The organism is Bdellovibrio sp. HCB117 (assembly GCF_047305915.1).
Classification (GTDB): domain Bacteria; phylum Bdellovibrionota; class Bdellovibrionia; order Bdellovibrionales; family Bdellovibrionaceae; genus Bdellovibrio; species Bdellovibrio bacteriovorus_B.
In genome coordinates, this window is sequence record NZ_CP178622.1 from 2,325,445 (window position 1) to 2,340,382 (window position 14,938).

Annotated in this window: 10 protein-coding genes; 7 read left to right on the forward strand and 3 right to left on the reverse strand. The window is 45.7% G+C overall.

The annotated features are described in order from the left end of the window. Positions 1-61: 61 nt before the first annotated feature. From ACLWBD_RS11040 to ACLWBD_RS11050, 3 genes are read left to right on the forward strand one after another with little or no spacing between them, the layout of a single operon-like run. Complete coding sequence (locus tag ACLWBD_RS11040) at positions 62-1,111, forward strand: hypothetical protein (protein ID WP_063204455.1); 1,050 nt, start codon at positions 62-64, stop codon at positions 1,109-1,111. Then, the gene (locus tag ACLWBD_RS11045) at positions 1,108-5,073 is read left to right on the forward strand and encodes a translocation/assembly module TamB domain-containing protein (protein ID WP_413568206.1); all 3,966 of its coding nucleotides are present in this window, start codon (positions 1,108-1,110) and stop codon (positions 5,071-5,073) included. The genes ACLWBD_RS11040 and ACLWBD_RS11045 overlap by 4 nt, the downstream gene beginning before the upstream one ends. Then, on the forward strand, positions 5,073-7,868 hold the full coding sequence (locus ACLWBD_RS11050) for a POTRA domain-containing protein (protein ID WP_413568207.1): 2,796 nt from the start codon (positions 5,073-5,075) through the stop codon (positions 7,866-7,868). Before ACLWBD_RS11045 ends, ACLWBD_RS11050 begins: the two co-directional genes overlap by 1 nt. Here the strand turns inward: ACLWBD_RS11050 and ACLWBD_RS11055 are convergent. Both ACLWBD_RS11055 and ACLWBD_RS11060 read right to left on the reverse strand, forming a co-directional pair. After that, complete coding sequence (locus ACLWBD_RS11055; RefSeq protein WP_063204458.1) at positions 7,865-8,515, reverse strand: hypothetical protein; 651 nt, start codon at positions 8,513-8,515, stop codon at positions 7,865-7,867. The two genes, ACLWBD_RS11050 and ACLWBD_RS11055, sit on opposite strands and share 4 nt — an antisense overlap. Positions 8,516-8,612: 97 nt before the next feature. Beyond that, positions 8,613-8,891 carry a helix-turn-helix domain-containing protein gene (locus ACLWBD_RS11060; RefSeq protein WP_063204459.1) on the reverse strand — a complete coding sequence of 93 codons (279 nt, stop codon included), beginning with the start codon at positions 8,889-8,891 and terminating at the stop codon, positions 8,613-8,615. 151 nt (positions 8,892-9,042) lie between these two features. On the opposite strand from ACLWBD_RS11060, the gene ACLWBD_RS11065 reads away from it, so the two are divergent. The 4 genes from ACLWBD_RS11065 (at position 9,043) to prpB (ending at position 13,170) form a co-directional block, all read left to right on the forward strand. Beyond that, positions 9,043-9,855 (forward strand): acyl-[acyl-carrier-protein] thioesterase, encoded by an 813-nt coding sequence (locus ACLWBD_RS11065; RefSeq protein ID WP_413568208.1) that lies wholly within the window; start codon positions 9,043-9,045, stop codon positions 9,853-9,855. Continuing rightward, positions 9,852-10,385 carry a DOMON-like domain-containing protein gene (locus ACLWBD_RS11070; protein WP_413568209.1) on the forward strand — a complete coding sequence of 178 codons (534 nt, stop codon included), beginning with the start codon at positions 9,852-9,854 and terminating at the stop codon, positions 10,383-10,385. The genes ACLWBD_RS11065 and ACLWBD_RS11070 overlap by 4 nt, the downstream gene beginning before the upstream one ends. Before the next feature lie 92 nt (positions 10,386-10,477). Then, positions 10,478-11,986 carry an MmgE/PrpD family protein gene (locus ACLWBD_RS11075; protein WP_063204462.1) on the forward strand — a complete coding sequence of 503 codons (1,509 nt, stop codon included), beginning with the start codon at positions 10,478-10,480 and terminating at the stop codon, positions 11,984-11,986. 284 nt (positions 11,987-12,270) lie between these two features. Next, the gene (prpB, locus tag ACLWBD_RS11080) at positions 12,271-13,170 is read left to right on the forward strand and encodes a methylisocitrate lyase (protein WP_063242718.1); all 900 of its coding nucleotides are present in this window, start codon (positions 12,271-12,273) and stop codon (positions 13,168-13,170) included. A gap of 31 nt (positions 13,171-13,201) precedes the next feature. Here the strand turns inward: prpB and ACLWBD_RS11085 are convergent, their stop codons facing one another. After that, positions 13,202-14,920: an ATP-dependent nuclease gene (locus ACLWBD_RS11085; protein ID WP_413568210.1), complete on the reverse strand. Its 1,719-nt coding sequence runs from the start codon at positions 14,918-14,920 to the stop codon at positions 13,202-13,204. Positions 14,921-14,938: the final 18 nt, after the last annotated feature.

Genomic DNA, 14,938 nt, shown 5'->3' on the forward strand with positions numbered 1-14,938 from the left:
AGTCTCCGCAACCACTCGTTTTTATCGCAAAATAAGAGGGATTTGGTCGCGGAGGCTATTCTTGTCCACATTTGTTGAACTAGAAATTCAAAATTTGCTCAATGAAGGAACTGACCTTCAACAAGCTTCCGAACGTCTGATTCAAAATTTAGAGTCTTCTTCTGAAGGCCTCACACTTGATAACGTCACTGCCTTAGCGAAATTTTTAATTCAAGCTGAACAGCCGCATCTGCTGATCGAATTTATTTTGCGTTACATCGACAATGAATCTTTTCCGATCCCTTGGCCTTATTTCTTGGAAGCCTTAGGCGCCGTCAGTGCGGAGCTGGATGAAAAGACCGTCAAAGCTTTGTTAGAGGGAATCGCAGAAGACAACTCTGAATCTGAAGCTGGCCGTTCTTTAGCGCTGAAAGATTTGATTCCAGAGTTGGGTGAATGGCGTGGCAATCGTAAATATAAAATTCACAAAGACTATCTGAACAATAAACGTCAGTTGTTAGATCAGCTTATCACTTTGCGCACGCAACAGCTTTACGAACAAGAAAAACATCTGTTACAACGCCTGCAAAAACTTTATCCCGGCGACGCTGATATTCGCAGCGAAGTGAATGAACACAAGCAGCGTTATGCACTTGAAATTCTGCAACGTCGTACGCCGAAAGCACGCACGGTAAAGCCCGAAGATTTTTCTCCCAAGGATCCTGAAGTTGAAAAGGCCATGAGTGCGCTTATGCAAAGCCTGCACGAACACGCGGCCGAAAATCCCGACATGGCTTTTGATTTTGCCGTAGCCGCTTTCATGATGGAAAACTACGAAGCGTCCCTATCGCTTTTAGCTTTGAGTGAAGAGACCGACTCCCTTCTTTGGTTCCGTCTGGAAGTCTTGTTGAAGTGTCGTCGCTTCGTTGAACTTTTAAACGAACTTTCACAAACAGAGATTATTTTCGCCCACGAACCGGAAACTTTTTTTGCAACGGCTTACTTGCGCGCACAGGCCCTTTGGGGCTTAGGACAGAAACACACAGCCATTGAAGTGATGGAAGGTTTGTTGGCTTCTCGCCCCCACTATCGGGCAGCCAGTGCTTTGCTTAGCATTTGGAGTGGTCAGTGAAAAGAGCGTTTTGGATTTTAATCACACCCCTGGCGGGCTTTTTAGTTTTGTGGCTGATCGGCTCGATGCTGATTGCGCCCAAACTGGAAGCTTGGGCGTTGAATAAGATTCAGACGTATTCAGACTCTTCGTTACCCGTCAAAATTCGTGCGGAAAAATTGCAGCTAAAACTTTTCAAACCTTCTTTAGCATTAGAAGGCATTGATGTTGAAGCCAAGGGCGAATTGGCTGAAGCCTTGAAACCAGTGCGGGTTGGCAGCGTGCGTGTTTTTATCGACTTCTTTCACCTGCTCAGTGGCCGTGTCACATTGTCGGCTGTGGTGGTCGACTCGCCGGACGTGGAAATCAACATCGATCCTTTTTTGAAAAGTGATACTCCTCCCAAAGAGTTGCCGCTGGATGCCTTATTCAATCAGCTGGACCAATTGCCACTGCATCGCCTTTTCATTCAGAATTTGCATTTGAAGGTCACCTCGAAAGACTTAAAACTTCAAGGTGAAATTCAAAGTGGCGACCTTCTTGCCACTAACATGGGAAAACACCTGACCGCCAAGGCCAATGTTCCCCAATTAAATTTAGACCTAGAAAAAATCGGAAGCTTTCAAGGCTCTTTAGACACGCATCTTTATCTGACAAGACAAAGTCTGCGCATCATTCAAATGGGCGTACGTTTGGATGAGTCCGAAGTGCTGGTTCGTGGAGAGCTGACGCAATTTCACCGTGTGACCATCAAACCCTCAGGCCTTCTGGATGTGTCTGCCCGCCTTCACCTCAGCGATCTTTATACGGAACTAAAAAAGATCCGTCCCGATTTAAAGCTGCCAACATTCAGTGGCGAAGTGAATTTAGATGCGGAGGCTCGCTTCAACGGTTTAGATCAGTTGCGCGGCAAAGCGGACATAAAAACACGCGCCTTGATGGTGGATAAATTTGAATTGGGCGATGCGCGTATTCAAGGTGAATACCGCGATAAAAAAATCAGCCTTTCAGAGATTCGCGTTCAACATCCCGCAGGCGAAGCCGTCATGACGAAAACGCAAATGTCGATAGGTCAAAACTTTGACTTCAAGACGCATGTTTCTGTTCACGACTTGGATTTGCAAAAGTTATTTATTAGTTTGAATTTGAACAATGTTCCTGTGGGTGTAGACCTTCAAGGGGAACTTCCTTGTGAAGGCCATCTTCACCCTAGCTTTGAGTTCACCTGTTCAAAAGCTTCATTGAAAGCACAAAACCTTTGGGTGAAGTCTTCTTTAGAACCAAAAGCCACGGCGATCTTGGATATCAATTCGATGAGCGCCGAAGGTCAGGTCAAGGTCACAACAGAAGCCGTGACCTATGCCGCCGGAGTTTCTATTGGTGATAGTACAGGTCATAGTGACGGCGTCGTTGATTTCGCCAAAGGCTTTAAGATCAATTTCAAAACCGACAAACTTGAATTTAAAAATGTTAAGAACCTGTCGAACCTGAAGCTGGAAGGTTCAGCAAGCATGGAAGGCTCTACATCGGGAGATTCCAACGCCGCGATCTTCGACATGAAGGTTAACGCACGCGAATTCACTTTCGAAGATTTCTATTTGGGAAATTTGATTTCGAACTTGAAGTACCGCAGTGGCCGTCTGATTTTTGAAGATGTGGCCGGAGCGATTCGAAAAACGCAATACTTGGGAGATCTTGAAGTCAATCTGGATAAGAATACATTAACCGGCGACTTCAGCATCCCAACCGCCGAACTCCCCGATGTAGCCTCGGTCTTCACGCGTATTTATAAATTTCCGGTCGATGTTCAAGGACAAGGATCGGCAAAAGCCTCTGTGCGTGGCCCTTTGAACTTCTGGAAAATGAACTACGAGCTTCAGTCGGCGTTTAAAAATGTCAGTATCGGTCCTGAAACCTTTGATACTTTGAATTTTAATGTCACGGCTCGCGACGGCAACATCCATGCGGATAAAGTCACTTTGCAGCGGGCGGGCTCCATCGTCTTAGTACAAGGCGGAATCAGCTCTTCTCAAATTCTAAATCTAAACGCGGATGGTAAGAACTTTAAACTGGAAGAGTCAGATACAATCAGCAAAATCAATTCGAGCATTGCCGGGAATCTAAACTTTGCGGCAGAACTCACCGGCCCGGTGAAGAATCCGCAAGTCTTAGTCAAAGGCGCCGTTACCGATTCCTTCTTTGAGGATCAAGAGATTCCAAACTCCAACTTCATCGTTCGATTGAATTTGGATACGGTCTTCACGCAGCTCAGCCTTTTCGGCGGTAAGGTTCAGGGTGAATTCCAACTGCCATTTGAAAAAGGGCGCGCGCCCCTGATGGTAAAAATGCAAACGCGGGAGTGGAACTATTCAACACTGCTCGGGCTGGTGGGCGGAGCCAATCTTGCCAGTGAATACACTTCATCACTGACGTCCACGGTGGATTTGCGCTCGGAAAGTGGCGATATCTTTAAGTCCAGCGGTAAAGTTCACATCGACGCTTTAGAACTGCGCCGTGGCACTTTAAGTCTTAAAAATCCCCAAGCTATCGATATCGTGACTGACAACGGTGTGGCCTCAATCCGAAACTTCCGCCTTGAAGGGCCGAATACGGAATTGGCGATTCGCGGAGAAAACTTCACCGCACAAAATATGAATATCGCCGTCAATATGAACTCAGATCTTCGCCTGTTGCATATCTTCATGCCCTTCCTTGAAGATTTAGGGGGACCGATCAAAGTTTCCACAAACATGACCGGCTCAGTGACAAAGCCACAAATCATGGGAACTCTAAATGCCAATAACACTTACATCAAAATCAAGGGCTTCCCTCACCCGCTGGAGCGCTTGAATGTGGATGTCGTGTTTTCACAAAGCCGTGTGATGGTGAATTCCATCCGTGGAAATATCGCGGGCGGCACGCTGACTGGCGACGGCGGTATTTTAATCAATGAGATCAAAGACATTCCAACGACAATTCGCCTGCGCTTAGATAACGTCACTCTGAACGTTCCTGAAAAAGTTCGCACCAATGGAAATGCTGATCTGGTTTTCTCGGGCCGTTGGTTCCCCTTCACTTTATCTGGAACTTACGCGGTGAACAGCGCCCTGGTTGAAAAAGAGTTCACCGAAGATTCTGGCGGCGTAGCGGGGGTCAAACAAAGCCTTTATCTTCCGAAAGTCATCCGTGAAAGCCGCTTTGAACCGGTGTTGCTGGACATTAACATCCTTATGAATCGCAACATCATCGTGAAAAACTCGCTTTTAGATGGCGCCGTCAGTGGGAACTTGCAAGTCAAAGGTCCTCCGACAAATCCAGTTCTTTTAGGTCGTATCAACGCGGAAAAAAATTCGAAGTTGATCTTTAAAGACAAGATCTTTCTAATTCAAAGCGGAACTATTGATTTCACCGATCCGGATGAAATCAATCCAAGTCTTTATATCTCGGCAGAGTCACGCATCAATGAGTATGACATCTCTTTGCTGGCTCAGGGGACGGCAAAAAATTTAACAATTCACCTCAACAGTATTCCTCCCCTTCAGGAACAAGATATTATTTCTCTGATCGCTTTAGGGGTGACGACTTCCGCCATGGATCAAAACGTTCAGTCCCGTGAGCAAGCTCAGCAATTGGGTGCAGAAATTGGCGGCGCCGTGCTGGCAAAGCCGATCAATAAAACTATCGAAGCCACGGGCTTTAGCTTAGCGGTGACTTCAGAGTACGACTCAACCCGCAATATCAGTGTGCCTAAGATCACCTTAAGCCGCAGTCTATCGACACGCGTGAAGGTGTCAGGCAGCCGTCCTGTCGGTGATTCACAATCCTATGACTTAAAACTGGAATACCTCATCAACAGCAACTTCACCGCCGTCGGTTCTTTTGAAAGCCGCGGGAATGAGGACGACACGACCTTGCAAACCACGCAACCAGCAAGCCAAAGTATTTTCGGTCTGGATCTTGAGTTCAAAAGGGAGTTTAAATAATGCTTCCTGCAAAGACTCTGTTGTCCCTATTCGTATTTATTCTTCTGTGTGCATCGCAGGCGCAGGCTAAAAAAAACCTTCGCTATGAGACACTGCCTGCGGAGGTACAAGAAGATCTGGTTAAAAGATTTCCGCAGATTGAAAAAGAGACGCTAAGTCTGGAACAACTGGATGAAGTCATTCGCTATCTGCAGCTTAAGCCCGAGTTTGAAAATGTGCGCATCTTAGATGACGGCAATGGCTCCCCTTACCGTTTGGATTTTCAGCGCACGCGGATTATTTCCAAAGTCTCCATCGAAGGAATTTCAAATATTTCTGAAAGTGAAGCCGGAAGCACTTTTGGTGTGAAGGCCGGCGACGTCTTTGATCAACAGAACCTGATCGAAGGGGCCGAAAAAATCCGTCAGCTTTATGCCGAGCGTGGTTACCTGAATGCCATTGTCGATATTGCGATGCCCCCTGAAGGAGCCGATCAAGTCGGTGTCGAGATCAAAGTCACTGAAAACAAACAAACCCGCGTGCGTAATATCGTGCTGCAAAGCCCGAACGACGCTTTAAATCGTGAACTTACAAAACATCTTAAAGGGTTTCTCAAAGATCCTTTTACCGATGCGACTTTGAATGAACTTCAAAAAGACGCCCGAGAATACTTAAAAGAAAAGCGTTACGTGCGAGCCGATCTAACGGGACCGACCACAGAGTTCAGCTCTGACGAATCTGAAGTTTCACTCATCTATCGTGTGGATAAAACCGAGCGCTACACTTTTGAGTATGAAGGCATTCGTCTTTTAGGCGCCCGAGAAATCGAAAAGGCTTTGGATCTGGATAATTATTATTCGGCAAGTCCCACAATCGGTTCAGAGCTTGCGCAAAAGATTCGTAATTATTATCTATCTAAAGGTCATGCCCGCGCCGAAGTGCGTGCCGAAGAACACGAGGGCCGTGATCCCCTCCATCGCCGTATTGTTTTTAAAATTGAAGAAGGGCCTCAGATCAAAATCCAAGCGGTGAATATCACCGGGCGTATCAGCAAGCGCCAAAGATATTATGTGAACTTTATCGAAGAACACAGTTCCAAAGTCGTCGATAAGGGTCTTTATAATAAAGAGGACTTCGACACCGGTGTGCAGAATCTAATTTTGGAACTGCAAAACAATGGTTACTTGCAAGCCAAATTGATTTCCACTCGCACTCAGTACAATCGAGAGCGTGACGCCGTCACTTTACATGTGAATTTGGATGAAGGACCCTTGACCCAAATTGAAGAAGTCGATTTCAGCGGGAACAAAGATTTTTCAGACGAAGAACTTATTGGTGTGACGGGCTTAAAACCCGGAGCCCTGCGCTTAGGACAAATTGAATTGGCCATCGCTCGTCTTAAAGAGTTCTATCATGATCGCGGTTACATCGAAATGCTGCTGTTAAACGAAAAGCAGGATTTAGTGACCTATGATGAAACGAACACCAAGGCCTCTTTACACTTTAAGATTTTAGAAGGTCCGCAGGTGCGTGTAGCTTCTATCGTCCTTGAAGGAAACACCTTCACCAAGGATTACGTCCTTTTAAAAGAGCTGGAGTTCACAGAAGGCGATCTAGTCACGCCTTATAAGGTTCAAGAATCTGTCGCACGTTTACAAAGAACCGGTTTCTTTGGCACTGTCGACATTCGCACCCTGGAAGAAAAAACCAATGTCGCCAACCGCACCGTGGTTGTGAAAGTGACAGAACGTGATCCGGGCCTTTTGACTTTCGGTGCAGGTGCCACGAATGAAAGAAAGCTGACCTTGCGTGGATACGCGGGTGTCGCTTATCGCAATATCATGGGAACTGGCCGCGGAGCTTCTTTGCGCTTAGAGGGCAACTACAACATCGCAGACCTTAAGTACCTTGAGCACAAAGTGGTCTTCGGATATCTAGAGCCTTATCTTTTCGGAACACGTTTACGCGGTCGTATCAATATCACTCGTTCCACGACCGTGACGGATTACGAGATTCACCAGGCCTCTGAAGTAAACTCGACGACTTATTCCGTAGAAAAAGATTTCACGTCGCACGTTCTTGGAGTGTGGGATATCTGGTCTTTAGCGACAATCCGCGACTTCGGTATCGACGATGTCTATCCGTTCCCCGAAGATGAACAAAACATTGCGACGACGGGGCCGACACTGGATTTAGATTTCCGTGACAACCCTTTCAATCCGACCAAGGGAAACTTCACGCGCTGGAACGCCGAATACTCTGCGCCTTTCTTGGGTAGCACGGGCACGATTGAATACTGGAAGACGACCCTCAGCTTTACTCATTATGCTTCTGTTTTTGAGCTGCAAAAGCAGCCTGTTGTGTGGGCGAATCAAGTTCGTGGCGGTTACATTAAGAATCTCAGCACACGCGATGATGGCGGCGTACCTTGGGATAAAAAAGGTTTCACTCTTGGAGGCCAATCCACCATTCGTGGTTACGAAGCAGGAACTCAAGAAGTTTTCCCTAATCGTGATGACTTGGGATTATCTGAAAACGAAAAGACGTATTACCTAAAAACCGAAGCCGTGATGTATCTTGTGAAATCGGAAGTGCGCTTTCCTGTTTACGGGAATTTAGGCGGAGCTGTTTTTTATGACGGCGGTTACGTGAAGATTCAGGATTTGAGTTTTGAAGATTACTACCGTGACTCTGCAGGCTTTGGGATTCGCTATAACACGCCAGTGGGACCTTTAAGTCTGGAGTGGGCATGGAAATTAGATGCCCGCCCTAGTGAAGAGCCTTGGCGCTTCCACCTTTCAATTGGGACGTTCTAATTTAGGATCGGCTTACAACGGGCGACAACCAGATACGCGTCGGGTTTGCCCTCTTTCAAAAGCGGCAGCGCATACATCACGCGAACGCTGACCGCCAATCTTTCTAAAGACGCTTTCTCAATCAAAAGATGTTCTTCTACGTCAATGTCCATGCTGGTTTTTTCGCCCGTAATAATCGACGTTAATGTCGTGACAAGCTTCGCCGTCACTTGAGGATCACGTTCATACAGATGGATCCAAGGGCGCGTGTAAATATCTTCCACCGTATAGCTGGCATATTGGAAATAACTGAAAGTTCTAAAAAGTTGGATGTTCGCTAGATTATAAATTTCTGTCAGGTGTTCGTCCTGGATCAGTTCTAAGACTTTGGCGTCATACTGATAGCCATAAAACTCTAAAGCCTTCTTTACAAATAGTGAGGCATCCTTGATTTTGCCGCCCGCTTCGTGAACGGAGTCGCAGATCTTGATGTAGTTCTCAAGATTTTCTACGGTGCTTTGCTGCTCAGCTTCAGAAAGTTGACGGAAGTAAGGCAAAGAATCTTGGCTGTAAGGGCGAATTACAAAACCCTCTTGTTCAATAAGCTCACATAATTCTTCACTAAGAACTTTGAATTTGGCGATGGTAGAAGCTTGTAATGAATCCATACAGAACGAACCAGAATCTATCGTAAACGACTTTAAAAGAAAAGACCCCTACTACGGGGTCTTTTAATACTAACAAAACTTTAAAATAAAAGAATTCTTAGCGTGCTTTGCTGCCCGCGAATTTGCGGCGTAGATCTTGAGTAACTTCTTGAATAGTCGCATTCAAAGTCACTTCGAAAAGATCGTCAGCAGATACTTTGTAAAGCTCGCCCAATTTTTTTAGAGCGTTGATTGGTGGGTGAGAAACACCACGTTCCCAGTTAGAGATAAATTGAGGTGTAGAGTAGCCTAATTTATCAGCCACATCTCTTTGAGAAAGCCCTGCCGATACACGTTTTTGTTTTAGAAAGTCTGCAAGCATATTTTTTTGTCTCATGTGATTTCCACCTAGCGATAGGATTAGCTTAAACACAAAGGATATACTGTGACAAGTATATTTAGTCCGTAAACAAATACAGTATACATTGTTTGGAGTAAATTACTTGGTGTTTTTTTACAAAATCTTCCTTTGAGATCAAAGTAATTTCATGTTTTCATTTCCATCGACGAACAAGGATTTAGCCGTGACAGAAAAGACGCAACATAGCCTCTGGACAGAAAAATATCACATTACAAGTTTGCTAGTGAACCCTCTGGGGCGACTAGGACTGTATGGAGCCCTCAATTTGCTGCAAGAGACCGCATGGATGCACGCCGAAAACTTAGGCTTCGGCATGAAGGACATGGATAAAGAAGGGATGTTTTGGGTTTTAACCCGCCAATGTTTGCAGATGAAAAGGTGGCCTCACTTCGGCGAAAATATCCGCGTACAGACGTGGCTGCGCCCACCGGAAGGGGCCTTTGTTTCCCGTGAGTTCGCATTTATTAACGAACAGGACGAGGAAATTGGCCTGTGCACCACCAGTTGGCTGGCGTTGGATCGCCAGACGAAAAAAATCCTGCCCTCTCAAAATCTACGAGATTGGAACACTCTTACCCACGGGCGCGCCACGGGTCTGACCGCCGAAAAGATTCCCGTGTCTGGCGAATACCAGAAGCTGGCAAAATACCGCGTGCGTAATTCTGACTTGGATATCAATCAACACGTCAATAACACCAAGTATGCCCAATGGATTTTAGATGCGATCCCCTATGACTTGCACAAAACTCTTTTACTGAAATCCTATTCCGTCAATTTCCTGGCAGAAACGCATTTAGGTGACGAGGTTCAGGTCGACATGAGCTGCAGCTCCCCGACGGTGGAAACGGCGTCGCAAGGTAGCACTGCGTATCGCGGTGTCCGCGTCGGCGATGGGAAAATCCTGTTTACCGCCCTTTTAGATTGGGAGAAACGCGCGTGAAAAAACTGATTCCTTTTACCAACACGGCGCAGACAAACCTTTTTAAGGTCGCAGCCGAAATTGAAGCCATCAGCCATGACACTCACCTTCTAAACTTTGAGATTCAGGGACCGGTTGAAAGAATTCTTTGGCCAGCCCCCGCCGTCATTGAATCGCGACAAGATGAGTTGTGGAAGACCACGTGCCTTGAAGCCTTTCTTTCTTCAGGCAACACGGCAACCGACAGCTACTTAGAGATCAACTGTTCCCCTAATGGCAACTGGAATGCTTATAAGTTTAGCAGCTATCGCCAAGGCATGGTGCCAGCAGCGGATGTATCGGTACGCCTTCAAGAGCGTACTGGAGAGACTCAGCGCGTACGATTTCAAATCGAAATTAAGGGATTTAACGCTTCCGAGGCGGTCTTTCACGGCCTGACCGCAGTGATTGAGTTTACGAACGGAGAAAAAAGCTACTGGTCGCTCAAGCATGCTGACGCAAACCCGAATTTCCACGACAAAGAAGGTTGGGAAAGCGCCACGACGCGCTGAATGAATCCTCTGTCCCCAGTCTGATTCTTGACCCTTTCTGACGGCCAAGTTAGCTTGAACCGTTTTGATTTTCTAATCCAGAAAGGGACTTTATGAAAAAACATTCCGTACGTGTTTATCCGTCTAAAGAAAAGTTAGATCGCAAAGATCAACTTGCTTGGAAAATTGCAGAAATCGCTTCTGACAATGCTCCCATCAAAGCTGACGTTGTAGACATGGTTATCAACCGTATCATCGACAATGCCTCTGTAGCTATTGCTGCTGCGAACCGCCGCCCTGTTGCATCTGCACGTGCGATGGCGATTGCGCATCCTCGCAATGGTGGTGCGACTGTATTCGGTATGCCGAATGATCAAAAATTTGACTGTGAATGGGCGGCATGGGCGAACGGCACGGCGGTTCGTGAGTTGGATTTCCATGACACTTATTTGGCGGCTGACTACTCTCACCCCGGTGACAACATTCCGGCTATTTTGGCGGTAGCTCAACAAATGGGTAAAAACGGTAAAGAGCTTTTGAAAGGTATCGTGACTGGTTATGAAGTTCACGTTGATCTAGTAAAAGCAATCTGCCTTCACAAACACAAAAAAGACCATATTGCTCACTTGTGCCCAGCTCAAGCTGCAGGTATCGGTACTTTGTTGTCTCTTCCAACAGAAACTATTTTCCAAGCGGTTCAACAAGCGGTTCACGTGTCTTTCACGACTCGTCAATCTCGTAAAGGTGAAATCTCTTCTTGGAAAGCTTACGCTCCAGCACATGCGGGTAAATTGGCTGTTGAAGCCGTAGACCGTGTAATGCGTGGCGAAGGCGCTCCGTCTCCAATCTATGAAGGTGAAGACTCTGTGATCGCTTACATGCTTGATGGTAAAGATGGAAAATACGAAGTTCCACTTCCAGAACCAGGCGAAGAAAAACGCGCGATCCTTGAGACGTACACAAAAGAACACTCTGCGGAATACCAATCTCAAGCATTGATCGACTTGGCTCGCAAAATGAAACCAATGATCAAAAACTTCGACGACATCCAGTCCATCGTGATCCACACGTCGCACCACACGCACTACGTAATCGGTACGGGCGCGAACGATCCACAAAAAATGGATCCAAATGCATCTCGCGAAACTCTTGATCACTCGATCATGTACATCTTCGCTGTGGCTCTTCAAGACGGTACTTGGCACCACGTTAATTCGTACGCTCCAGAGCGCGCGAAACGTGCTGACACTGTGGCTTTGTGGCACAAAATTTCTACTGTCGAAGACAAACAATGGACTGCTTGGTACCACGAGACAGATCCAGATAAAAAACGCTTCGGTGGCCGCGTAGAAATCACAATGAAAGATGGTTCTAAAGTTGTTGATGAATTGGGTGTGGCTGATGCACATCCGGCGGGTGCTCGTCCATTCAAACGCGCGGACTACATCCGTAAGTTTGACACTTTGACTGAAGGAATCATCACTAAAGCTGAGAGAGATCGCTTCATCGGTCTTTGTGAGCGTCTTGAGTCTTTGACTGCTGACGAAGTTCAACAGTTGAATGTTCAGATTCCTATCGACAAATTGGTTAACAATAAACGTGATAATAAAGGGATCTTCTAAACGAAGACCGCCTACGGTGAGGAGGAGCCAAGTCTTAATTGGGACACGGCTTCCTGCCTCGCTGCTCCAGCCTGCGGCTGGGGGCCATCCAGGCCCCGCAGAGGTTCCAATTAAGACTTGGCTCCTCCTCCCCGCAGGCTCATTGTTTAGATGATGCTCTTTATCTTGTCTTTGAAAGCACATTCGTGTTTGGAAATGTTAGAATCACCAGTGAATTTTCAAAGGCAAAGCTTTACTGTTCACAATAACTAGTAGCTTTGATCTTATTTATCTTTGGAGGAACGATGTTATTTCCTGAAATTACTCCCGCTCAAAAACGTAAGAATTTTCGTGAGGCTTTGAAATCGGGGAAACTTTTGCAGTTTCCGGGTTCTTGGTCGCCGCTTGTGAGTATGGCTATTGAAAAAGAAGGCTTTGATGGGGTTTATATCTCGGGGTCGGTTCTTTCTAATGATCTTGGGTATCCTGACATTGGTTTGACTTCTTTGACTGAGGTGGCTCAGCGTGGGCGTCAGATTGCTCGTACGACGAAGCTTCCAACTATTATTGATATTGATACGGGCTTTGGTGAACCGATGAGTGCGACTCGCACGGTGCAAGAGATGATTGAGATGGGACTTGCGGGTTGCCATATTGAAGATCAGATCAATCCGAAGCGTTGTGGTCACTTGGATGGCAAGGGTCTTGTGACTCGTGATGAAGCGACTCGCAAAGTGGCAGCTGCCGCTCGTGGTAAGAAGTTGGATGAAAACTTTCTTTTGATTGCTCGTACCGATGCTCGCGCCGTGGAAGGCTTGGATAAAGCTATTGATCGTGCGAAGGCTTACATCGATGCTGGTGCTGACTGTATTTTCACTGAGGCTTTAGAGACTGAAAAAGAATTTGAAACTTTCCGCAAGGCGGTTTCCGTTCCTCTTCTTGCGAATATGACGGAGTTTGGTAAAGGTCGCTTGTACACTTACCAAGAGCTTTCAAATCTTGGTTACAACATCGTGATTTATCCTGTAACGACGTTCCGTCTGGCGATGGGTGCAACTGTGGCGGGTCTTAATGAAATCAAAGCTAAAGGAACTCAAGAAGGTCTTTTAGACAAAATGCAAACTCGCAAAGACTTGTATGCGCTTTCTCGTTATGACGAATACAATTCTTTTGATACAAGCATCTTCAACTTCACGTTGAAATAGCGGATGGGGGGGAGATCTTGTCTCCCCTTCTTTAATTAATCTCCCAGACTTCCTCTTTTTCTAATGCATTTACCCCAACCCACGATAAAAGCCTCTCGCACATATCATCCATATCTTTAGTGAACGCTGGCCCATCGCCTTTTAATATAAAATCTTTCAACTCAACAAGTTTCTTATATCCTGCCTCTTTTTGGAATTGTTCATCAGTAACCTTTTGATACGCATGATATGGTTTGTCTTTTTCAACTAGCTCTCCAAAATAATGACGCTCGAAATCTGGGACACTAGTAACTATTTGAGGCGCAGCGCCTTCTTTATTTTTATAGTCCTGAATTACTGCGAATATTTTTTTATTCTCAGACCATGCACCGTTTGCTTGAACACCCTTTTTTGTCTTAATCTTTGGAGAATCTGCGTCATGAACTATTACATAGGGTGTACCAAACTTATTCAAAATTTTGGCAAACGTTGCAAGATTCGCTTTTCCGAGGCAATTCAGGACTATCACTTCGTGCGCATTAACTTCCTTTTCAAATAAGTGATTGAGAACGATTGCTTCAGTTTCCCCCTCAACAAGTATCACCTTTTCCGCAAAAAAGAATTCATTGACAGTCGGATGACACGCGCGAATCATCTGTAGATTTTTTCTTTGATCAGAGTCGAAAGTGTCATCTTGGACAGAAAATGACTTCGTTGAAGCCTTAAATCTAACAGAAACTATTGTTGTGTGAGGTTTTGAAACATCTATAAACACGGGTGAGTGAGTGGCGGCCATTACTTGCCACCCGTCAATATCCGCTAAGTCATATAGAGACCGACGCGCTAATCGAATCAATGGTGGATGAAGGAAAGCTTCCGGTTCATCTATCAATAAGATTTTGCTTTTTTCTGCCTTAACGGGAGTCTTCCCTTTTTTTATTTTTCCCTCCTCGGCCAGAGCGGAAATGGCAGACCATAAAAAAGTTCTTTGCATTCCACTTCCCTGAGCGGAAAGCGCTGCTTCAGAACCACCATTGTTAACGCTTACAAAGGATCCTCCACCAACTACTTTTTCTGCATCAAAGTCCCCAGCTGATGCTTTGATTGAAATCTCATAGGATGGAAATACAGTTTGAACTTTTTTTGATATTGCATTGCAAACTTTCTCGGTCTCTACTTTCAACTCTTGTCCTAATTGATCGGTAAGTTTCGCAATTTGATCTAAGATATCTTTTGTAGATCCCGCATTAGACTTTATCTTAGCCTTAATTGCATCTGTTAATAGCCCGACGACAACTTTCTCGGTTTTGTCATGGCTATCAGTTGCACGTATTCGAATTGGATGGGGTATTCTGCTAGATAGAATCGAGTCCCACCCGCCGGCACCTCCGGTAATCCATTTCTTTTCAGAATCGTCCCAAGACTCTTTTATACCATCCGCTCCTGGCTTATCCCACTTCCAACGAAACTTGGCTTTCTTAATACCATCTTCGGCGTCTTTAAAGATCCACTTCGAGAACTTCTTTTCGTCTTCATCTCCGATATCCGTGAATTCACCTTCGATAGTTATAGGTTGGCTATTTTCTTTTCCGTGGAATCTTGAAGAGTCCACGGCTTCACCGGAAGAAGCGAATAGTTCATATGCATCGAGTATCGTAGATTTACCTACGTTATTTGGACCTATTAGAATAACAATGTTATCTATTTTTATTCGGCACCCTTCGGGGCCAATCGGACCGAAATTCGCGATACTTATTTCGTTAAGCTTCATTACAACTCCTATGAAAAC